General features: G+C 65.3%; 17 protein-coding genes. 10 read left to right on the top strand and 7 right to left on the bottom strand.

Annotated features, from left to right (window positions below; genetic code table 11):
• Positions 1-185: 185 nt before the first annotated feature.
• Positions 186-2459: a serine/threonine-protein kinase gene (locus CBI38_RS21335; RefSeq protein WP_109331996.1), complete on the bottom strand. Its 2274-nt coding sequence runs from the start codon at positions 2457-2459 to the stop codon at positions 186-188.
• Between the two features lie 130 nt (positions 2460-2589).
• Between CBI38_RS21335 and CBI38_RS21330 the strand changes: the two genes are divergently transcribed.
• Complete coding sequence (locus CBI38_RS21330) at positions 2590-3264, top strand: FHA domain-containing protein (protein ID WP_162603259.1); 675 nt, start codon at positions 2590-2592, stop codon at positions 3262-3264.
• Positions 3265-3503: 239 nt separating this feature from the next.
• On the top strand, positions 3504-3845 hold the full coding sequence (locus CBI38_RS21325) for a histone-like nucleoid-structuring protein Lsr2 (RefSeq protein WP_109331994.1): 342 nt from the start codon (positions 3504-3506) through the stop codon (positions 3843-3845).
• Positions 3846-4135: 290 nt separating this feature from the next.
• Here CBI38_RS21325 and CBI38_RS21320 read toward each other — a convergent pair whose 3' ends face one another.
• On the bottom strand, positions 4136-6457 hold the full coding sequence (locus CBI38_RS21320; RefSeq protein ID WP_109331992.1) for an arylsulfatase: 2322 nt from the start codon (positions 6455-6457) through the stop codon (positions 4136-4138).
• A gap of 528 nt (positions 6458-6985) precedes the next feature.
• A complete protein-coding gene (locus CBI38_RS21315) occupies positions 6986-7480 on the bottom strand; it encodes a hypothetical protein (RefSeq protein WP_204165007.1) in 495 nt (164 codons plus the stop codon).
• Between the two features lie 361 nt (positions 7481-7841).
• Between CBI38_RS21315 and CBI38_RS21305 the strand changes: the two genes are divergently transcribed.
• On the top strand, positions 7842-8102 hold the full coding sequence (locus CBI38_RS21305) for a hypothetical protein (RefSeq protein ID WP_204164783.1): 261 nt from the start codon (positions 7842-7844) through the stop codon (positions 8100-8102).
• 27 nt (positions 8103-8129) lie between these two features.
• Here CBI38_RS21305 and fusA read toward each other — a convergent pair whose 3' ends face one another.
• Positions 8130-10154 (bottom strand): elongation factor G, encoded by a 2025-nt coding sequence (gene fusA / locus CBI38_RS21300; protein WP_257792490.1) that lies wholly within the window; start codon positions 10152-10154, stop codon positions 8130-8132.
• A 130-nt stretch (positions 10155-10284) separates the two neighbouring features.
• Between fusA and CBI38_RS21295 the strand changes: the two genes are divergently transcribed.
• Complete coding sequence (locus CBI38_RS21295; protein ID WP_204165006.1) at positions 10285-10761, top strand: SRPBCC family protein; 477 nt, start codon at positions 10285-10287, stop codon at positions 10759-10761.
• Here the strand turns inward: CBI38_RS21295 and CBI38_RS21290 are convergent.
• Positions 10736-12415, bottom strand: coding sequence for an alkaline phosphatase D family protein (locus tag CBI38_RS21290; protein ID WP_109335256.1), 1680 nt, complete (start codon positions 12413-12415; stop codon positions 10736-10738). The genes CBI38_RS21295 and CBI38_RS21290 overlap by 26 nt on opposite strands.
• 148 nt (positions 12416-12563) lie before the next feature.
• Here CBI38_RS21290 and CBI38_RS21285 point away from each other — a divergent pair, with 148 nt between their 5' ends.
• The 5 genes from CBI38_RS21285 (at position 12564) to CBI38_RS21265 (ending at position 17464) form a co-directional block, all read left to right on the top strand.
• Positions 12564-13475, top strand: a complete 912-nt coding sequence (locus CBI38_RS21285; RefSeq protein WP_109331985.1) for an SDR family oxidoreductase — start codon at positions 12564-12566, stop codon at positions 13473-13475.
• Between the two features lie 113 nt (positions 13476-13588).
• On the top strand, positions 13589-15529 hold the full coding sequence (htpG, locus tag CBI38_RS21280; protein WP_257792489.1) for a molecular chaperone HtpG: 1941 nt from the start codon (positions 13589-13591) through the stop codon (positions 15527-15529).
• A gap of 6 nt (positions 15530-15535) precedes the next feature.
• Positions 15536-16525 carry an NAD-dependent epimerase/dehydratase family protein gene (locus tag CBI38_RS21275; protein WP_109331974.1) on the top strand — a complete coding sequence of 330 codons (990 nt, stop codon included), beginning with the start codon at positions 15536-15538 and terminating at the stop codon, positions 16523-16525.
• The gene (locus tag CBI38_RS21270) at positions 16522-17091 is read left to right on the top strand and encodes a mismatch-specific DNA-glycosylase (protein WP_109331973.1); all 570 of its coding nucleotides are present in this window, start codon (positions 16522-16524) and stop codon (positions 17089-17091) included. Before CBI38_RS21275 ends, CBI38_RS21270 begins: the two co-directional genes overlap by 4 nt.
• A gap of 22 nt (positions 17092-17113) precedes the next feature.
• The gene (locus CBI38_RS21265) at positions 17114-17464 is read left to right on the top strand and encodes a hypothetical protein (protein WP_109331972.1); all 351 of its coding nucleotides are present in this window, start codon (positions 17114-17116) and stop codon (positions 17462-17464) included.
• On the opposite strand, the gene CBI38_RS21260 is transcribed toward CBI38_RS21265, so the two are convergent.
• Complete coding sequence (locus CBI38_RS21260) at positions 17465-18859, bottom strand: acyl-CoA dehydrogenase family protein (protein WP_109331969.1); 1395 nt, start codon at positions 18857-18859, stop codon at positions 17465-17467.
• A gap of 108 nt (positions 18860-18967) precedes the next feature.
• Between CBI38_RS21260 and CBI38_RS21255 the strand changes: the two genes are divergently transcribed.
• Positions 18968-19972, top strand: a complete 1005-nt coding sequence (locus CBI38_RS21255) for an NAD-dependent epimerase/dehydratase family protein (protein WP_109331968.1) — start codon at positions 18968-18970, stop codon at positions 19970-19972.
• 36 nt (positions 19973-20008) lie between these two features.
• Here CBI38_RS21255 and CBI38_RS21250 read toward each other — a convergent pair whose 3' ends face one another.
• Complete coding sequence (locus CBI38_RS21250) at positions 20009-21706, bottom strand: fumarate hydratase (protein WP_109331958.1); 1698 nt, start codon at positions 21704-21706, stop codon at positions 20009-20011.
• Between the last annotated feature and the right edge of the window lie 110 nt (positions 21707-21816).

Raw genomic sequence — 21816 nt, 5'->3', positions numbered from 1 at the left:
GGATTTAACCTTCTTGCGGAATATGGGAAGCGGCATTCCGCGGAAAGTTCGGAGCACCGGAGTGGACACCGAGAAGTCTTCGCTCCGCGTGGGCCAGGAACATCAGCGAAAGGGTGGCTCGGCGCCCCTCGTAGGTGTTGGGGTTTTGCACCCGATGGCTACCCCGCGTCCGGTGACACCGCCGTTCACGCGGCCCCGGCACCCGGTGCGGACGACCGCCCCCGGTGCGGCAGCCCGGTGCTGACCACCCGACCGAGTGCAGCGAGGTCCGCCGTGAGCGTCCGATACAGCCCGAATGAAAGGACGAAAGTGCAGGCGCCGCAGATGCTCAACCAGATGATTGACCCAATGATCAAGTGCAGGTCGTCCGGATCGAGAAACGCGGTCCCCACCGCCGCTCCCACCGGTGGAATCAGTGCTGTCAGCACAAGGATCTGTGTGGCTCGACGAGCCAGCCGACGAAGTTGTTCCGCGTCGGTCGGTGTCGTCGTCCCGTACATCAGCAGGGCCGGGTAGTACCAGCGCACCACATGGAAGGTGACGAGAAAGAAGGGCCACGTGGCGCCGATCATTCCGGTGACGACGTGCGTTGCGAAAATGTTGGCGAGCAGTTCCGTGGGGAGGTCGGCGACTACGACGATGGTGCCGCCGAGAACGACCAGAGCTGCGAGCCACCCGGTCAACGTGATCAGCGCGATGCGGTCGCCGCATGCAAGGGTGTCCGACCGGGACTTCTCGAGGACCGCGGCGTCGAACCGCTTTCCCTTCCGCACTCCCCACGGCACGGTGATGACACTGCGGCACGCGTAGAGAATCAACCCGCCGAATACGGCCGGGACAACGATCGCGGCGATCACCGTCATGATCGCGAATGCCGGCTTCGCGTCGGCGGGGAGGTGCGCATTGAGCAGGGTGACGTTGTGTCCGAAGATGTAGGCGGCGGCCAGCAGCTGCCCGACGACCACGGCCGTCGTCGCGATCGGAACCGGCCGCAACGCGAGCCGCTCGCGCAAGCTGCCGAGCGGCGGGTCGACGAGAGTGCGGGCACGCGGGTCCAGGCACAGTTGAAGTTGCTGGGTCAGCTCGGCACTCGACGACCACCGATCCTGTGGTCGCGGCGCGAGGCAGGTCAGCAGCACCCGGCGCAGGGTCGCTGGACAGTCCGGTGGCAACCCGGCAAGTGAGGCCCGCCCGATACCTCGCCGGCGCTGGGCGAGCATCCGCTCGAGGGAAGTGGCCGAGTCACCGGCTGCCGTTTCGTCGTCGAACGGACGACGGCCGGTAAGCAGCTCCCACAGCATCACCCCGAGCGCATAGATATCGCTGCGCCCGTCCAGATCTTCGGCGCGGCCGGGCAACTGCGGATGGCATGCCTCCAACTGCTCAGGGGACATGTAGGCCAACGAGCCACCGAAGTAGGCGGCGGGACTCGCGCCGGCGATGTGGTTGCTGAAGCTGATGTTGAAATCGGCGAGCTTGGGGACCCCGTCGGCGGTCATGAGCACGTTCGCCGGCTTGATATCGCGATGCAGAACGCCGTGATGCGTGGAGTAGTCGAGGGCCTCGGCGAGCCTGCGCCCGAGCCACGCCACGGTTTCCGGCCATGACAAGCCGGTGAGGTCGGCGCGGACACCGGACTCGTGCGGGCGGACGCCCTTCTCCCCGAGCACCGAATCCAGTTCGTCGAGCAGCATCCTGCCGCTGCGCCGGCCCGCCGGGGTTTCAACGACGCGCCGCAGAACTCCCAGCAACGTCCCGCCCGGGACGTATTCCATGTACATCAGCTTCAGGTCGCGATCGGCGAGCAGTCGCTTGTCGAAGACCCGAACGATGTACTGGTGGTCCAGTTGGGCGAGTGTCTGCGGCTCGGTGCCATGATCCTGCGAAATCTTCAACGCCACCAGCCGTTCCATTGACCGCTGTCTGGCCAGAAATACCCGGGCGAAGGCGCCGCTGCCGAGGTCGAGCAACAGATCGAAATCGTCGATTTGGTCGCCGACGTCGAAACTGCCGAGGGCGTCGACGGCGCGCGGACGGACGATCAGGGTGCTGCGGTAGTCACCCGTCCGCCACCCAGACCGGATGGCCCTGCAATCGTGTGCCGGCTCGGCCGTTACACCGGTGCGGCGCAGGCAATGGAACTCTTCATAGAGCAGATCTGGCGGCAATGGCATCGCCCGCAGCTCGGGGAACTCGTCGACATACTCCGTGAGCCGCTTGCGGTGACCGCCCGGACGCCACCGGTACGTCAGGTCGACCTTGATCAGCTCGATCAGGCACACGCTGCGAAGACCGGGCACCTCCGGGAGGTAGGCAGCCAGGTCCGGCGGGGAACTAGCCTGCTCCCACGCCTCGGCGAAGCATGCCACTGCCACGGCCAACCCGGATCGGGTTGCGGTGGCGGAATCTTCTCCGACGCCGCCTCGGGTCTGGGGCAGCGGCCGACGGTCGTGATCCATCGCGGTCGGTTCCTTGCCCTCGTGCGATGAGGTAATGGTAGTCCTACCGGGTCGGCCGATGCGGATGTCGGCACACGCCGGAAGGACCACAATGGAGTACACCGGTTCGGCCGCGGGTGAGAGGACTCCGATGTCCACTTCGAGGGATTCGGAAGGAACCGGGGAGGCGTTCCTGTGCTACGACGACAACGCGGGGCGTCCCCTCCAGCTGTCCCTGTCGGTCGACACGCCGCTGGTTGTCATCGGCCGGGCGGAGGAAGCCGACATCGCGCTCACCTGGGACGAATCGGTCTCAACACTGCACGCCGTGGTCAGATGGATGGGCGCGCACTGGACGGTCGAGGACAACGGACTCTCCCGTAATGGAACATTTGTCAACGGCACCCGCCTGTGCGGATCTCGTCGACTGCACAGCGGCGACTTCATCGCGATCGGCGAGACCACGTTCACCGTGTGCGGTCTCGGCGGTGTCGGCCAGCGGACGACGAAGCGGGCCGAAAGCCACACGGCCACCAGCCGGCCGCCGATGTGGAACGCGACAAACGCCCAGATGAACGTGTTACGGGCACTGTGCCGGCCCTACCTCGACAACGCGCCCTATGCCGTTCCGGCGTCCACCAAACGGATTGCCGAGGAACTGAACCTATCCGAGGCGACCGTCAAGTCGCACCTCCGCGAACTCTTCCGCAGATTCGATGTCGGCGACGCACCACCCAGCCAGAAGCGGACCCGCCTGGCCCAGCGCGCGCTGCACTACGGTCTCGTCGCGGACTTCGACGGCATGAACGACGGCCTCACCGACTGATCGGTCATCGTTCCTGAAGGAAGCAGGATGTCGGGTCAACGGGTCTCCAGGTTGAGATCGATCATGAGGCATTCGCCACAGCGCCGTTGGCCTTTATCTCCTCCCCAGCGTCCAGATCGTCCGCAGCGCTGCGCCCGTGACGGAGATGACTTCGGTACCGCCAGATGCAGGGAGGCTGTCCAGGTCGTCTGGGCAGTAGTGTCTGCCTGGCTGGATCCGGAGGAAAAGGGAGTTCACGCGTGGCGCGGAAAATGGTCGTGGAGCTGGTCGACGACCTCGACGGCAGTGTGATCGAGGCCGGCGAGGGCGAGCACAACTCGTTCTTGGTGAATGGTGTCGACTACGAGATCGACCTCAAGACGAAGAACGCCCGAGAATTCCTCAAAACGATGGACTTCTACATTGAACATGCCACCAAGATCGGCGGCGACGAGCGCCGCCCGACCGCCAAGGCCGGCTCGGCGCGGTCCCGGTCGCGGGCCCGGCAGGTGCGGGGGTGGGCGGCCGCGAGCGGCTACGAAGTGTCCGCACGCGGCCGGATCCCCACCGACGTCCAGGAAGCGTTCGACGCAGCGCACTGACCCCTTTCGACACGAGTCGGCCGCGCCGGCTCCGTGCTGAACCGGGCGCGGCCTGAACACGACCGATACTCCGGAAATATCGGGCACGCCTGCTCCACGCCTACCCAGACGGTCCCGCTCGACGCGTCGCGTCGACGTGAGAGTTCGGGCAAGCCAGAAAGGAGAAAAATTCGGGCCAGCGCGGTTACCGGGAGCGGCCTTCCGGCTGCCTTGCCGCTCGACGGGCGGGCGGTGCCCGACTTTTGTGTTCGATGCTGCGGGCGCCGACCTTCCGTGATCGTTGCCAGCCGTCACGGGTATTCGACCACCACCTTGTCGATGGTGCCGGTGAACGGGAACGGGGCACGGTCGTAGTAGTCGAGAGAGACCGGGGAGCCGAGGCAGGTGCCGATGTCGAGGCAGTCGTTCGCGGTGAACAGCAGGGGTGCGCTGACGGGCACGGTGCTCCGGCCCACTTCCTGCCCATTAATGCACATCCGCACATTCAGCGGCCCCCCGGGCCGGGGTTCGGCGTAGTCGGTGATCACCTCGATGGTGCGTCTACCCGGCGGAATCGGGGTTGCCGAGCGGATCTTGGTGCGCTGAATGATGAACAAGTTGTATTCGTAACAGAGGTGGCCGTCGTCGATGTAACAGGTAAGGCCCCCGCCCGCACCGCCCAGCGCGTACAGCACTCCGGCGGCGTTGTCGGGGACGGTCAAATCGATCGTGACGCGGTTGTTCTTGTTGCCGAGTGCGGGTGCACAGAATTCGGGCATCCGGGTGATGTCGCCGGAGAATTCCCAGCTCGTATACGGGGTGGTGATCCGCTGCTCGGGATGCAGTGCGACCACCCACAGCCCGCCGCCGACCGGGAGCGCATTGTTCTTCGCGGCCTCGATCACGAAGAGTTCCCGTAGCTGCGCGAGCTTGTCCGGATGCTGCTCGGCGAGGTCGCGGCTCTGGGTCCAGTCCTCGTCGAGGTGGTAGAGCTCCCAGGTGTCGTCGTCCGGGCTCCAATCACGGATGCCGCCAGGTGTGCCCGGCAACCAGGGTGCCCGCGGCCCGAACGCCGAGGCCATCCAGCCGTCGTGGTAGATCGCCCGGCTACCCATGATCTCGAAGTACTGGGTGAGCTTTCCCGCCGCCGCGTCGCGGTCAAGGAGGGTCGGCGCGAAGCTGGCACCGTCTATCGGGTCCTGCGGTATCCCGTTCACCGTCCGCGGAGGGGTGATCCCGACGATGTCGTACAGCGTCGGTACCACGTCGTTGCAGTGCAGGAAGTGGGTGCGTGGTGTGGGGTCGGGGGCGATCTTGGCCGGCCACCGGATCAGCATCGGGTTGCGGGTGCCACCGAGATGGGAGGCCAGCAGCTTCATCCCCTTGTACGGTGTGCTGCCCGCCCACGCCCAGCCGGCGTGGTACATGTTGTCGGTCTTCGGGGAACCCAGGACGTCGAGTCCGCCGAGCTCCTCGAGCGCCGCGATGTGCTGCGCGGGGGTGGTCGGGATTCCGTTCTGGGCGAGTAGTTCGCTGATGGTGCCGTTCTGCCCCTCCCCGGAGGAACCGTTGTCGCCCCAGATGTACAGGACCAGCGTGTCGTCCCGGTAGCCCAGACGTTCGAGTTCGTCGAACAGCCTGCCCACCTGAACGTCACAGTGCTCGGCGTATCCGGCGGCGACCTCCATCAGCCGGCGCTGGAACGGTTTCTCGTCTTCGGGAATGTCGTCCCAGGCGGCCATCGTCGGATCCCGGTCGGTCAGCTCCGCTTCGGGGGGAATCCAGCCCTTCTCCTTCGCCTTCGTGAAGACACGCTCCCGGTAGGCATCCCAGCCGTCGTCGAACTTCCCGGCGTACTTGTCGGCCCACGGCTTCATGATGTGGTGCGGTCCGTGCAGACAGCCGCTGGCCCAGTACATGAAGAACGGTTTGTCGGCGTCGAAGGCCTTGTGCCTGCGCAGCCAGCCGATGGCGTCGTCCGCGAGGTCCTCACTGAGGTGGTAGCCCTGCTCCGGGGTCTTCGGGGGCAGCACCACCGTCGTGTTCCGCACCAGGTTCGGCTCGTACTGCGACGCCTCGCCGGCGAGGAATCCGTAGAAGTACTCGAACCCGACACCTGTGGGCCAGTTGTCGAACGGGCCGGCCGCGGTGGTCTCCTCGGCGGGGGTGTTGTGCCATTTGCCGAAGGCGGCGGTGCTGTAGCCGTAGTGGCGCAGCACCTCGGCTCCCGTAGCGCTCGACTTCGGAATGTGGCCGGAGTAGCCGTCCCAGTCGTTGGCCAGCTCGGCGATCTGCCCGTTCCCGACACGGTGGTGGTTGCGGCCGGTCAGCAACGATGCGCGGGTCGGCGAACACATTGCGGTGGTATGGAATCGGTTGTACCCGATGCCCTCGTGCAACATCGCGTCGAGGGTCGGAGTGTTCACCTCACCGCCGAGACCACTCGGCAGCCCGGGTCCGGCGTCATCAATGAGAACGACGAGGATGTTCGGGGCGTCGGACGGCAGGCGCCGCTCCTCCGGGCGGGGGTTGTACACCGACTCGGCCATGGTGCGGCCCGCGATACTTCCCGACGGAGTCGGTGGGAACGGCAGTGTATCGCCCCCCGGAATCGGATCCGCGCTAATGCCCATCAGCTCTATCCTTCCTGCGGTCGAGGACCGGACGTGCGGCGCGCTCCACACTCGTGGTGAGCGGGCCCGCGCCCGCGAATTCAGCGAATCACGCACAACACCGAGTCGGGATCACCCACAAAGGAGGAAATCGGGCGAAGCTCTTCCTATTACGGACTGGAGTTCGGTACCTGCTCGACGCGCAGCGGCCTGGCGCTGTGGTCGCCCTCGCACACTCAAGGCACCCCGATAGCGACCGTGCTGAGAATCCTCACAATTTCGTAGGAATTAAGCACTGACATGACATCGAGAACTCACAGTCATCGCGGCGTGTGACTGACAGGACCGGCGGAAATCTACAATGATGATGCTTGGTTCTCGCGATCGGTGTCCGTCAGTTTCTCGATTTCGTACCAGTTGCCTGTCAGTGGCGTGCGTCTCCGATAGGCGATCCGCTTGCAACATCGCGCCGGCCGTTACCGGTTCGGCCATCGGGCGAGGCCTGCGCCGAGCACCTGGGGCAGCGACAACGGCATCTACGCAATCGCGTCATGCTCCCACATACGTCGTCATGAGGTCGATGTCCTTCGCCACACACCATGCCCGATCATCGGGCCACCACAAATGCGGGCTCATCCCGTCCGGGAACCACTTATTGGCCCCGAACCGGGTATCAGCCAGATCGATTCCTCCCGAGAACAGGGCCATCCTGCGGTTGGGCATGGGCAGCTGCGCGTAGTTCGACGGAACGGTGAGGAATCCGGATCCTTCCCAGTGGGCGAACCAGCACAGCTCCGGTGTGGACCTGAAACGTCGAAGAATGTCGGCCAGCGCGCGTGTTGTTCGCGCAGGCAACGAGTCGGTGACCGGGGCGTCGTGCCACAGACCATCCTGTTCGCTGGTGTGCCAGCTACCCACGATGGACCCCCATTCCATGACGGGGTGCGCGAGGGTGCCGTTGGCTTCGGCGACAGCTGCCCAACGCACCGGCTCGTCGTCAAGGGTGGTTGCGGGGTGGAAGATTCGGGCGTACGCGGGGAACACGGGTGGCACCAGGGCGGCGACAGCACGGACACGTAGCTGTTCGAGCGGCCGCTGTTGAACCAGATCGAGGTGGCGCCGCTGTCCGGGTTATTCGAGATCGACGCAACGGTGTGCTCGGTGATCGGGGTATCGATGCGGGCGGTGTCGGTCAGTGTGGTCACTGCCCGGGAGGAGGCGGTGACGACGTTGTGGTGTGAGGCCACGACCTGGTTGCCGTCGACGCGTCCGTTTACCATACGGCCGACGACGTTTCCGCTTTCGTCGAAGATGAACACCAGGGTTCGACCACCGGATGATTCGACGGTGAGGCAGCCGAGGGACACGGCTCAGCGCTCGCCGGTGTCGCCACACTGATCTTGTTGTGGCGGAGCCGCTTCGGTGCCGCCCGGATCACTGCGCTGGTCGCCGCGGTAGCGATCGTGATCGGCTGGGGCGTCGCCCAACACCCTGGATTCTCGTCGACCAGGTTCTCATCGCCGATGCCGCGGGAGCGAAAGCAACGCTCATCGGACTGCTTGTGGTCGTCGGCCTCGCCGCGGTGACGGTGGTGCCGGCGCTGGCTTACCTCTTCTGGCTTACCCAGACGGACACCTGGAGCCGCGACGAAGCTGCGCCGCACTGAGCCGCTATTACGGGGAGGGCGTGGCGGCTACCGGGGGTCGGGGCGCTCCTGATAGCGCTCGAACGACAGCGCCAGGCGCCCCCGTCCATGCGTCATCGAGCGCAAGGCGACGGGGTAGTCGACGACCTCGCTGGTGGGCACCGAGGCGATCACGGTGACTTCTCCGTCTCCCGCGGGCTCGGTGCCCTCGATCTGGCCACGCCGCCGCCCGAGGTCTGCCATCACATCACCCTGGAGGGAGGAGGGCACCGTGACCTCGACATGGTCGACGGGTTCGAGGATCAGCGTGCCCACCTTGTCGATGGCGGCGCGCAGAGCGAGTGCCCCGGCCATCCGGAAGCTGAAATCGTCCGAATCGACGGAATGGTGTTTGCCGTCCAGAACCGTCGCCCGTAGGTCGACGAGCGGAAACCCGTGTCGCCCGCCGCGTTCCATCGATTCGGCAACACCTTTGCCCACCGCGGGGATGAGCGACTTGGGGATCACGCCGCCCCGCGTGGCGTCGACGAATTCGTAGCCACCGTTGCGGGGGAGAGGTTCGAACCGGACGGTCGCGACACCGAACTGTCCGTGACCGCCGCTCTGCTTCTTGTGCCTGCCTTCCGTCTCGACCGGGGCGAGCAGTGTTTCCCGGTAGGCGATTTTCACGGGTTCGGTGCGGACGGTGATGCCGTATCGCCGCTGCAGGCGGGTGAGGGCCACCTGGACGTGGACGTCACCCGCCCCCCGCAGCACGGTCTGATGGGTTTCGCTGTCGCGGACCACTTCTAGAGTCGGATCGTCACCCACCAGCTCGGCCAGGGCGGTCGACAACTTGTCTTCGTCCCCCGCGCTGTCGGCGGCGACGGCGATTCCGTAGACCGGGCGTTTGTGTTCGACCGGTGTGACCGTGAGCGAGGACCCGATCGGCGCGAGGGTGTCACCGGTTGTGACGTCGGTGAGTTTGATCGCCCCCACGATGTCGCCGGCAACTGCGGTGTCGATCGGGGTGTGTTTGCTGCCCAGAACCCGGAGCAAGTTGTGGAGGCGTTCCTTGGTGCCGGTTCGCTGGTCGACGAGAACATCATCGGCGTGGAGCGTGCCGGAGAGGACTTTCATCAGCGCAACCTGGCCAACGTATTCGTCGGTCTGCGTCTTGAAGACGAACGCCAGTTGATCACCGGAAGGATCACACGCCACCGAGTCGGATCCGTTCCCGTTGCGTACCTCGACACCGGGCACCTCCGAAGGCGCCGGCGCGATGTGACACAGGAAGTCCAGCAGCCGGTCGATCGCGATCGCCTCGGTCGCCGAACCGCACAGCACCGGCCACAGGGAGCCGCCGGCGAATCCCCGGCGCAGTGCGTGCTCGAGTTCGGGAACACTGATGGCATCACCGTCGAGGTATCGGGCCAGCAGATCGTCCTCGATCTCGACGACGTCCTCCACGAGGTGTTCGTGCTGCTCGTGCTCGCGGTCGGCGATGTCCGCGGGGAGTTCGTCGCTGGTGGTTGCGGATCCGGTGTCGTAGAGAATGACGTGCTCGCTGAGGAGATCGGCGACGCCCGTGAACTCCGACGCCTCACCGACCGGCAGATCGAGCGGTTCCACGCCGGCGCCGAAATGGTCTCGGAGACCTGCCAGCGTCTGATCGAACGATGCCCTCTCCTTGTCCATCTTGTTGATGAAGACGATCCGGGGAATCGAACGTTCCGCCGCCGCCTGCCAGAGCAATTCGTCGTTGACCTGCAGACCGCTGACCCCGTCGACGACGAATACGGCCACGTCGGCGACATGCAGCGCCGTCATCGCATCACCGATGAAATCGGCGTAACCGGGCGCATCGAGGAGGTTGATCCGGCAATCGGACCACTCGAACGACGCCAGTCCGAGAGTCAGCGACTGGGTACGGTCGTGCTCTTCCGGTTGGGTGTCGAGCACGGTGTTGCCGTTCTCGACGCGCCCCGGACGTGTGACGACACCAGCACGAAACAGCATTGCCTCCGCGAGGCTCGTCTTACCGTTACCCTGATGTCCCACCAGAGCGATATTTCGGATCGAGTCGCTGACGATGTCGCACCCCCTACCACAGCATGTCGTACGGGTCGTCCTCGACGATACCGCGCGACGCCCCGACTTCGGGCGGTACCGGCAGGGTCGGTTCGAGCGACCTGGCTTCTCGAGTGACGAAACGGAGGCAGTGTTGGCACCGAAGACTTCCGACGAGTTCCGCGTCGAGCGATCCATCGTGATCGATGCAAGCCCGGGAACCGTGTTTCCCCTCATCGACAACTTCCACCGATGGACGGCGTGGTCGCCATGGGAAGGAGTCGACCCGAATCTGCGGCGGACCTACACAGGGCCGGATTCCGGGGTGGGCGCCACCTACAGCTGGGAAGGCAATCGCAAGGCGGGCAAAGGCTCGATGTCGATCACGAAATCGGTACCCGATACCCAGGTCGTCCTCGACCTGGAATTTCAGAAGCCGTTTTCGGCGCAGAACGTCACGACGTTCCTCCTCGAGCCGAACAGTGCCAGGACGACGGTCCGCTGGCAGATGACCGGCCGGAAGAATCGGATGCTGAAACTCTTCGGCTTCATCGTGAACATGGACAAGCTCGTAGGCAAGGACTTCGACAAGGGCCTGGCACAGCTCAAAGCGGAGGCCGAGAAGCGCTAGGCACCGAATCGTCCGCCGTCGACAGCACGAGATCGGCCATGGTGGTGAACTGAGGGGTACCCGCATTGTCAGTGCTCGCTTGTTCCATGACGAGGTGAGCAGCCCTGCCGTCCAGTCGGAGGGTGGCCACCTGATCGCCGAAGAACGGTCCCGTGACCTTGCTCCACTCGATCGGCACCGGCGGAACCTTCGAGACCCGGCCCAGAATGAAGCGGATCGTCCGTTCGGTGGCGCGCCGCCACGAGATGCGGAAGGCCACCTTCATCGCGGCAGGCACGTAGTTGTGCAGCGGCGAACATGTCAGTTGGTAGACGTGCGACTGAGTCGGCTCCGGATAGTGTGCCTCCGCGACGTACGCGTGGTGCACGTCCCCGGACAGCACGGAAATGGTGGACGGCGCCCGCCCGCCCGGGCCGGTGCACTGGCCGCGGCCGACGTCGCCGAACAATCTGGTGAGTCGATCGAACGAATTGCGGAATGCCGCCCAGTGTTCGAGATCGGCCCCACGCCGGATCTTCTCGGCCAGGGCGGCCAGGCGTGGTCCCCGGCTGCCCTCGGCCAGACGCTCGTCCCACGATTCGAGGTCGTGCAGCGCGCGCGGCAGCAGCCACGGTAACGACGTCCCGACGAGGAGGTGGTCGTAGTCTCCCCGAGTTTGGCGCTCGATCCAGGTGAACTCCGGATCGGACACCATCTCACGCCGGCCGTCGGTGAGGACGCGTCCACAGCGTGAATCGATGACGAGGAGCCGCGCCGGCCCGAGGTCGCGGCGATAGGACCATTGCGCACCCTTGGCGCCGTCGGCTTCCTCGTCGGCGGCGGATGCAAACTCGCGGAGGATCGGTTCCACGTCACCGCCATGGTTCCGAACACGTTGATACAGTTCGTTTTCGGCAAGTTCCGCGGGTCCCAAATTGCCCAGGTGCTGGTAGACCCAGTACGACGACAACGCGCCGACGATCCGCTCCTCCCACCACGAAGTGGCCTCGAGTTCGTCCCGCCACGACTGCGAGGTGTTCCAATCGTCACGAACGTCGTGGTCGTCGAAGATCATCGACGTCGGCACGGTCGACATCAGCCAGCGCACCTGCGGGTCGGACCACGACTCCGCATACAGCCAGGTGTATTCCTCGTAGTTACGGACCTGCGGTCCCGGCGGCTCGCTCAAATCGTGGATCTCGGCGAGCCGGCGCTCGGTTTCGGCGGACAGTTCGTCGGCGTACACCTGGTCGCCGAGTAACAGGAGAGCATTAGGCCACTCGTTCTCGGGTTTTTCCGCCATCCTCAACGCGAAGGCATCGAGAGCGTCGGCGCCGAGGTGGTTGTTGTCCTCCGTGGTGGACATGGTGGCGAAACGGCACGAACCGAAGACGAGCACCAGCGAACCGTCGTCGGCGAGGGTGCGGATGGTCGACGGTTTCGCGTCGGGCAGCGGCCAGACCCGGCGGTCGTCGAGGGTGACCTCGTAGGGCGTGCTCGACCCGGCGTCCAGCCCGTCCACCATCACCAGCGCGTAGTGGTGGCCGGCGACCTCCCACGTGTGCTCGGTGTGACCGAGTACGCCGACCGTGCACGGTCCGGAAGTCTCCACCCACACTGTCGCGTCACACCTGCCCACGTGCCGCAGAAGTGGTCCTAGGATCAGTTCGGTCACGCCGGTCACCTCGCCGAAGTTCGTTCCATCTTGCAAGCCTACGGCGCTTGCACAGAAGTAGATTACGTTTCCGCGACCGGCTCGGCGGTTCGTCGAGTCGTATTCGATTAGCCTCCGCGGACGGCCTCGACGGCGTTAGGTTCGAGACATGGAGAAGCCGTTGACGGGCAAGGTTGCCCTGGTGGCCGGAGGGACCAGGGGAGCGGGCCGTGGAATTGCTGTGCAATTGGGTGCCGCGGGAGCCACCGTCTACGTCACCGGGCGTACTACCCGCACCCAGCCGTCCGAGATGAACCGGCCGGAGACGATCGAGGAGACCGCCGAACTCGTCGACGACGCAGGTGGACGCGGCATCGCTGTCCGGGTCGATCACTTGGTACCCGACGAGGTGCGTGCCCTCGTCGACCGCATCCGCGACGAACAAGGAGCCCTGCACGTGCTCGTCAACGACATCTGGGGCGCCACCACCATGGAGTGGGACAAGACGGTCTGGGAGTCTTCCCTCGACATCGGCCTCCACTATCTGCGACACGGCGTGGAAACTCACGCGGTTACCAGTCACTTCGCTCTTCCGCTGCTGATCGAGAGTCCGGGCGGGCTGGTGGTCGAGGTCACCGACGGAACCGACCAGTACAACTCCGCCCACTACCGGGTGTCCTTCTTCTACGACCTGGCGAAAGCCTCGGTGAACAGAATGGCGTTCGCGCTGGCGCACGAGCTCCCGCCCCACAGGTCGACGGCGGTGTCGCTCACGCCGGGATGGTTGCGTTCGGAGATGATGCTCGAGGCGTTCGGTGTCACCGAGGCGAACTGGCGTGACGCCACCGAGCGTGTCCCGCATTTCGCGATCTCCGAGAGTCCCGCCTTCGTCGGACGGGCGGTGGCAGCGCTCGCCCAGGATCCGGACGTATCGAGGTGGAATGGGCAGTCGTTGTCCAGCGGCCAACTGGCGAAGGTGTACGACTTCGACGACCTCGACGGTAGTCGGCCCGACTGCTGGCGATACATGGACGAAGTACAGGACGCCGGCATGCCCGCCGACGTCACCGGATACCGGTGAACCCGCCGTGCCGACACCATGAAATCGCCGTATCCCGACGGGATATCATTCCGAAAAACGACTCTGTGTCCAGGGTTCTGCTGTCGAAGGGAATCGAAGTGAACGCACAAACGGTGGAGAGCGGCGCACCGCGCCGCGAGCAGCTCGAGTTCCAGGCGGAGGCTCGTCAGCTGCTCGACCTCATGGTCCACTCGATCTACTCCAACAAGGACTCGTTCCTGCGCGAGCTGATCTCCAATGCGTCCGACGCGTTGGACAAACTCCGGCTCGAGGCCTACCGCAACAAGGACCTCGACGTCGACACCTCCGATCTGCACATCGAGATCGAAACGGACAAAGACGCGCGCACACTCACCATCCGCGACAACGGCATCGGTATGTCGCACGATGAGGTGATCGACCTCATCGGCACGCTCGCCAAGTCCGGCACCGCGGAACTGCGCAGCAAGTTGCGTGAGGCGCGGGACGCCGCCGCCTCCGAAGAGTTGATCGGCCAGTTCGGCATCGGGTTCTATTCCTCGTTCATGGTCGCCGACAAGGTCACGCTGGTGACCCGGAAGGCGGGGGAGAGTTCGGCGACGCGTTGGGAGTCCGCCGGCGAGGCCACCTACACGATCGAAACGCTCGACGAGGCACCGCAGGGCACCTCCGTCACGCTGCACCTCAAGCCTGAGGACACCGAGGATCACCTCCACGACTACACGTCGGAATGGAAGATCAAGGAACTCGTCAAGCGCTATTCCGACTTCATCGCGTGGCCGATCCGGATGCAGGTGGAGCGCAAGACCCCGCCCGCCGAGGAAGGCGGTGAGGAACAGGTCACCATCTCGGACGAGACGATCAACTCCATGAAGGCCCTGTGGGCCCGCTCGAAGGACGAGGTCTCCGAGGACGAGTACAAGGAGTTCTACAAGCACGTCGCCCACGCCTGGGACGATCCCCTCGAAGTCATTCCCATGAAGGCGGAGGGCACGTTCGAGTACCAGGCGCTGCTGTTCATCCCCACCCACGCACCGTTCGACCTGTTCATGCGGGACGCCAAGGTCGGTGTGCAGCTTTATGTCAAGCGCGTCTTCATCATGGACGACTGCGACCAGCTCATGCCGGAGTACCTGCGCTTCGTCAAGGGTGTCGTGGACGCCCAGGACTTGTCGCTCAACGTCTCTCGCGAGATCCTCCAGCAGGACAGGCAGATTCGGGCCATCCGCCGTCGGCTCACGAAGAAGGTGCTGTCGACGATCAAAGACATCAAGAACGAGCGCCCCGAGGAGTACCGCACCTTCTGGAACGAATTCGGCCGGGCGATCAAGGAAGGCCTGCTGTCCGACACCGACAACCGTGAGACGTTGCTGTCCATCTCGTCTTTCGCGTCGACCCACAGCGACGAAGAGTTGACGTCGCTCGAGGATTACGTAGCTCGGATGAAGGAAGGTCAGGAGCAGATCTACTACGCGACCGGCGAGTCGCGCCAGCTGCTCGAAAGTTCGCCCCACATGGAAGCCTTCCGTGCAAAAGGCATCGAGGTGCTGCTGCTCACCGACCCCGTCGACGAAATGTGGGTAGGCGCGGTTCCGGAGTTCGATGGCAAGTCGTTCCAGTCGATCGCCAAGGGAGAAGTCGATCTCGACACCGAGGACGACAAGAAGGCTCACGAGTCCGAGCGGGAGGAGAAGGAAAAGGACTTCGCCGATCTGCTCACCTGGATGACCGAAGCTCTCGATGAGCATGTCAAGCAGGTGCGGTTGTCGACGCGACTGACCACCTCTCCGGCCTGCATGGTCGGCGATGCTTTCAGCATGTCACCGGCGCTCGAACGCATGTATCGCGCCTCCGGGCAGCCGGTGCCGACCAGCAAGCGCATTCTCGAGCTGAATCCGGAGCACCCGCTGGTGACGGCTCTGCGGACGGCGCACGCCGAACGTAGCGAAGATCAAGGCCTGAAGGAGATGGCCGAAATCCTCTACGGGATGGCGTTGTTGGCGGAGGGCGGCGAACTCGACGATCCCGCGCACTTCACGAGTCTCCTCGCCAATCGCCTCGCCGGGACGGTGTAACACACCTTGCGAGTTCTGGTCACGGGGGGAACAGGATTCATCGGGGCATGGAGCGCGAAGGCGGTGGTGGACGCGGGTCACCACGTGCGTTTCCTCGTCCGGAATCCTGCTCGACTCGAGAGCAGCGCGGCGAAGCTCGGTCTCGACACCTCGGATCACGTGGTCGGAGACATCACCGACCCGGATTCGGTGCGGCGTGGGTTGGACGGCTGCAACGCGGTGGTCCACGCCGCCGCCGTCGTCGCGGTCGACCCTCGCCGGGCCGACGAGATGAAGCAGACCAACCTCGCCGGTGCCCGGAACGTGCTCGGAACGGCGATCGACGTGGGCTGCGATCCGGTTGTCTATGTCTCGAGTATCGCCGCACTGTTCCAGCCCGGCGTCGACCTGCTCTCTCCGGACCTGCCCGTGTGCGGTCCCTCGGACGCCTATGGGCAGAGCAAGGCCCGAGTGGAGGAGTATGCCCGTGACCTGCAGGCGGGCGGTGCGCCGATCGCCATCACCTACCCGGGGATGGTGATCGGCCCGCCCGCGGGCGACCAGTTCGGTGAGGCGGCGCAAGGAGTCGAGGCCGCCGTCCGACTGCGGTTTCTGCCCGGGCGGAGTGCGGCGTGGACGATGGTCGACGTGCGGGACGTGGCGGCAGCACACGCCGCCCTGCTCGAGCCGGGGCACGGCCCCCGACGGTTCATGCTCGGCGGTCCCCGGGTCCCGATCAGCGCAGTGGCAGACATGCTCGCCTCCGTCACCGGACGGCGGATGGGTGTCCTGCCGGTTCCCGACAGCGCGCTGCGGCTCGTCGGACGCGTCGTCGATGTGGTCGACCGATTCGTTCCCTTCGACACGCCGGTGTCCGAAGCGGCGATGGAGTACTACACGCGGATGCCGGACACTGACGACCGGCCCAGTGAGGTGGAACTCGGTGTCGAGTACCGCGATTCGTCGGAGACGCTCGCCGACACCGTTGCGGGTCTCATGGGTGCCGGGCGACTGTGAGATTCACGCGTGCCGAGCTCGAGTCGTACCGCGGCGCAGAAGTTCCGGACCTGATCGGACCCGGATGCCGGTTGCTTTTCGTCGGTATCAACCCGGGACTGTGGACCGCCGCCACCGGGGCGCACTTCGCGAGACCGGGTAACCGGTTCTACCCGGCTCTGCTGGCCGCCGGAATCATCGACCGGCCTATCGACCCCACCGCCGGGATGTCGGACGCCGACCGGGACCACCTGATCGAGCGGGGAGTCGGCATCACCAATATGGCGGTGCGCGCCACCGCCAAGGCCGACGAGCTGACTGCCGACGAGTTGGCGGTCGGCGCCGAGCGACTTCGCGCGGTGGTGCGCGGCACCCGCCCGCACGTCGTAGCGGTTGCCGGAATCACGGCGTACCGGACGGCGTTCCGCGAGCGTGCGGCGAAGAAGGGAAGGCAGCCGGGTGATCTGGACGGGGCTGCCCTGTGGCTGGTGCCCAATCCGAGTGGGCTCAACGCGCACGAAACCGTCACTACTCTCGCCGCGTCGTATCGGGAGGCCGCGATCGAGGCAGGCATCGTGAAGGTCTGATTCGGCCGCTAGGCTTCCGCATATGTCTGTCGTGTACAACATTGTTTTCGTAGGCCACCTCCTCGGGATGGCGGCACTCGTGGGTGGCTACTTCGCTGTGTTGTCGGCTCCGCGGATCTCCGAGGTGATCGTGTGGGGTGCCCGGCTCCAGTTCGTCACCGGACTGATCCTCGTCGGACTCGGTGAAGGGGCGCTCGACAAGGAGTACAACCACGTCAAGATCGGTGTGAAACTTCTGCTGTCCCTCGTGGTGGTGGCGCTCGCCGAGATTCTGCGCGGCAGGCAGAAGCGCGGGCAGGAGAAGCCGGGGCTGGTGCACGTGGTCGGGGGCTTGGCCGTCGTCACCGTTCTGGTGGCCGCACTCTGGACCTGATCACTTTTTCGGCGGCGCCAGTACGCGCATCGCCAGTCGCTGCGCCGACTCGGGCATCCGATCCTTCATGGACATCGCGAATTCGCCTGCCTTGGTGCGCACCGACGTTCCCCGGCCGAAGCGCCGATTGAACGCGGTTCCCTCGGTCGCCTGATCGAAATGTAGGGGAGGGGCGCCGTCTGCTGCTCCCAGTGCCCGCCCGATCACCATCCGCTGAATCTCGCTGGTGCCCTCGAAAATGGTGTACAGCTTGGCATCCCGGTACCACTTCTCCACCGGGTGGTCGCTGATGTAACCCCAGCCGCCCATCGTCTGCAGCGCGCGTTCCGTCGTCTTCACCGCGACCTCCGAGGCCGCGAGCTTGGCCATCGAGCCCTCGCCGTGCCGAAACTCGACGCCGGCCGCAGCCATCCACGATGCCCGCCACGTCAGCAGCCGCGCCGCATCGATCTCGGTGGCGAGTTGGGCCAGCGGGAACGAAATGCCTTGGTTGTCGATGATCGGACCACCGAAGGCTTCGCGACGGTTCGCGTACTCGGTTGCGTATTCGAGTGCTGCCCTGGCGATTCCCAGCGCCTGCGCGGCAACCATGGGACGTGTCTGCTCGAACGTGCCGAGTGTCGCCGACTTCCGGCGCGGTGCACCTGTCGCAACCTGCTCCTGCACTTCTCGAGCCTTCTTCATGCGGCTCTGCAGCTTGTCGTCACCGCCGAGGAGATGATCCGCCGGCACCCGCACCTGATGGAATTTCAGCTCGGCGGTGTGGGACGCGCGGCACCCGAGCTTGTCGAGTTTGCGCACCAGCTCGATACCCGGCGTGCCGCCGGGCACGACGAACAGCGCCTGTCCGCGATGACCGAGGTCGGGGTCGACCGTCGCATTGACGACGTGCACGTCCGCGATGCCGCCGTTCCCGATCCACATCTTGTGACCTTCGATGACCCATTCGTCACCGTCCCGCTTCGCGGTGGTCCGCAAGTTCCGCACGTCGCTTCCGCCCTCCGGTTCCGAGATGCACAGGGCTGCGAGTTTCAGGTTGCCCGGCTGCCCGAAGCATTCGGGCGCCCACCGGAGCATCTGCTCCGGAGTCGCGGCCTGGCCGATCGACGACAAGGCGAGGGCCGGCATCACGACCGCGAGTCCTATTCCCGCACAACCCCAGAACAGTTCCTCCATGAACAACGGCAACGACAATCCCGTCGGATCACCGATCAGGTCGCGGTAGAACAGTGGACTGTAGAACCCCTCTGCTGCCGCCTTCTCGAGGACGTCCCACGGGAACTCCTGCTTGCGGTCGTACTCGGCGGCGACCGGCCGGATCACGTCTTCGGCGAAACTGTGCGTCCGCTCGACGAGATCCTTCTGAGCTGGCGTGAGAGCAAGACTGAACGTCATGGCTGTCCCCTCGGTTGCCGTGCAGAGTCTGCCGACCACGCTAACAGCGTGCTCGGCCGCACCGAGGCGGAAGTTTCGATACGGCCTCCACGGGGAAATGTGGAACCCATGGGCATCACCGTTGCTGTCACCGGCCCCACCGGCGAGATCGGCCTCGCCGCAGTTGCCGCGCTCGAGAACGACCCCACCGTCGACCGGATCCTCGGCATGGCGCGACGGCCGTTCGACCCAGGCGAGCGCGGATGGAACAAGACGGAATATCGGCAAGGTGACATCCTCGACCGCGCCGCGGTCGAACGATTCGTCGGTGAAGCCGATGTGGTTGTTCACCTCGCATTCCTCATCATGGGATCGCGAGCCGACAGCAACCGGATCAACCTCACCGGAACGCGAAACGTCTTCGAAGCCGCTGTCGCGGCCGCCCGCCCCACTCGGTTGGTGTATACCTCCTCGGTGGCGGCCTACGGGTATCATCCCGACAATCCGACCCCGCTCACCGAGGACGTGCCCACCCGAGGATCCCGGCAGCACTACTACTCGGAACAGAAGGCCGAACTCGAGACGGTGCTGGCAGAGATCACCGACGGCAACGGGCTCGAGGTGTTCGTGCTCCGGCCGTGCATCGTCGCCGGACCGAACGCCACCGCGCTGGCCGACGCCATGCCGTGGCGTCAGCTCGCCGATCGCCTGCCCGGATTCGTGACGAAGGTCGTCGGTGCGCTGCCCCTTCCGCGCCCGCTCTTTCCCGACCCCGGCATCCCGCTGCAACTGGTCCACCACGACGACGTGGCCGCGGCGATCGACGCGGCGGTCACCACGGACGCACCGCCCGGCGCCTACAACATCGCCGGAGACGGAACCGTGTCGCTGTCCGAGGTGGCGACAGCGTTGGGTGCGAGGCCTGTCCGAATCCCCTTGGCCGTCGCACAGGCCACCTCGGCAGCCCTCGAATGGCTCCCGGGGGTACCGGCAATAGTGGAATGGCTGCACACCGGGCGTACGTCCGTGGTGATGGACACCTCGAAGGCGAAGAAGAACCTCGGCTGGCAGCCCCGCTACAGCAGCGCCGAAACGCTGAGTGCCCTGGCTTCCGCCCGTGCGCCTTTTCGGTAGTCCCAGCTACCGAAAAGGCGCACGAGCGCGGAGCGCCTAGAGCCCCGGGCGCTTGCCGATGGTGAGGGTGGGAGTCGAGACACCGGCGAAGAAATCCTCGCCCTTGTCGTCGACGACGATGAACGCGGGGAAGTCCTCCACCTCGATCTTCCACACCGCTTCCATGCCGAGCTCTTCGTACTCGACTATCTCGACCTTCTTGATGCAGTCGAGGGCCAGACGCGCTGCGGGACCGCCGATCGACCCGAGGTAGAAGCCGCCGTAGCTCTTGCATGCATCGGTGACCTGCTTGGAGCGGTTGCCCTTCGCGAGCATGACCATCGAGCCGCCCGCCGCCTGGAACTGCTCGACGTAGGAGTCCATGCGACCGGCGGTGGTGGGTCCGAAGGAACCGGACGCCATGCCGTCGGGGGTCTTGGCAGGGCCGGCGTAGTACACCGGGTGGTCCTTGAGGTACTGCGGCATGTCCTCGCCGGCGTCGAGTCGCTCCTTGATCTTGGCGTGCGCGATGTCGCGGGCGACGACGAGCGGGCCGGTGAGCGACAAGCGGGTCTTCACCGGGTGCTTCGACAGCTCGGCAAGGATCTCCGGCATCGGCCTGGTGAGGTCGATCTTCACTGCGGCACCCTTGCCGGTGCCGGACACACCGTCGGTCTCGGCGTCGAGCTGGGCGTCGGTGACCTCGGGGAGGAACCGGCCGGGATTGAATTCGAGCTGCTCGAGGAAGACGCCCTCGGGGGTGATCTTCGCCTTCGCCTGGCGGTCGGCGGAGCAGGACACGGCGAGTGCGACAGGCAGCGACGCACCGTGCCGCGGAAGGCGGATGACGCGGACGTCGTGGCAGAAGTACTTCCCGCCGAACTGTGCACCGATACCGATCTGGCGGGTCAGCTCGAGGACCTTCTCCTCGAGGTCGAGGTCCCGGAAGCCGCGACCGGTGATCGCACCCTCGTTCGGAAGCTCGTCGAGGTAGTGCGCGGACGCGTACTTCGCGGTCTTCAGCGCGAACTCGGCCGAGGTACCGCCGACGACGATCGCGAGGTGATACGGCGGGCAGGCGGCGGTGCCGAGCGCTCGGATCTTCTCCTCGAGGAACCGCATCATGCCGTCCGGGTTCAGGATGGCCTTGGTCTCCTGAAACAGATACGACTTGTTGGCGCTGCCGCCGCCCTTGGCCATGTACAGGAACTTGTAGGAGTTCTCGTGACCTGCCGCGGTGTCGGCGTACAGCTCGATCTGCGCGGGAAGGTTGCTTCCCGTGTTCTTCTCCTCCCACATGGTGATCGGAGCGTTCTGTGAGTAGCGCAGATTCAGCCTGGTGTACGCGTCGTACACACCCCGCGCGATGGCCTTCTCGTCGTCACCCGGGGTGAGGACGTGCTGACCGCGCTTGCCCATGACGATCGCCGTGCCGGTGTCCTGGCACATCGGGAGGACGCCCGCCGCGGAGATGTTCGCGTTCTTGAGCAGGTCCAGGGCAACGAACTTGTCGTTGCCGGAGGCTTCCGGGTCGTCCAGGATGCTCGCCAGCTGCGTCAGGTGGTCGCTGCGCAGGTAATGCGAGATGTCATGGAGAGCGGTCTCGGTGAGGAGGCGAAGGGCCTCGGGCTCGACGGACAGGAAGGTGCGGCCGTCCGGTCCTTCGACGGTCGACACCCCCTCGGTGGTCAGCAACCGATATTCGGTGGGGTCGTCACCGATCGGCAGCAAGTCCTCGTAGAGGAAGTCGGCCATTCTATCTCCTGGACAGCGAGGGGTGTGAAGTTCGTACTCAGGCTAGACGCGGCTACGTGAGGCGGCAGAGGCCGGGGGCGAGGTTGTGGCCCCTGTCACAGGGTTTTCAA

Origin of the sequence: Rhodococcus oxybenzonivorans (assembly GCF_003130705.1) — a bacterium.
In the GTDB taxonomy this organism is placed as follows: domain Bacteria; phylum Actinomycetota; class Actinomycetes; order Mycobacteriales; family Mycobacteriaceae; genus Rhodococcus_F; species Rhodococcus_F oxybenzonivorans.
The sequence above is the reverse complement of the archived record's forward strand: the minus strand, read 5'-3'. Positions and strand labels throughout refer to the sequence as shown.

Coding starts and splice junctions, on each gene's coding strand:
- CBI38_RS21260 (WP_109331969.1), bottom strand. CDS start 18,859: ATGACGTTCAGTCTTGCTCTCACGCCAGCTCAGAAGGATCTCGTCGAG.
- CBI38_RS21285 (WP_109331985.1), top strand. CDS start 12,564: ATGGAGAAGCCGTTGACGGGCAAGGTTGCCCTGGTGGCCGGAGGGACC.
- CBI38_RS21250 (WP_109331958.1), bottom strand. CDS start 21,706: ATGGCCGACTTCCTCTACGAGGACTTGCTGCCGATCGGTGACGACCCC.
- CBI38_RS21335 (WP_109331996.1), bottom strand. CDS start 2,459: ATGGATCACGACCGTCGGCCGCTGCCCCAGACCCGAGGCGGCGTCGGA.
- CBI38_RS21265 (WP_109331972.1), top strand. CDS start 17,114: ATGTCTGTCGTGTACAACATTGTTTTCGTAGGCCACCTCCTCGGGATG.
- CBI38_RS21320 (WP_109331992.1), bottom strand. CDS start 6,457: ATGGGCATTAGCGCGGATCCGATTCCGGGGGGCGATACACTGCCGTTC.
- CBI38_RS21255 (WP_109331968.1), top strand. CDS start 18,968: ATGGGCATCACCGTTGCTGTCACCGGCCCCACCGGCGAGATCGGCCTC.
- CBI38_RS21330 (WP_162603259.1), top strand. CDS start 2,590: ATGTCCACTTCGAGGGATTCGGAAGGAACCGGGGAGGCGTTCCTGTGC.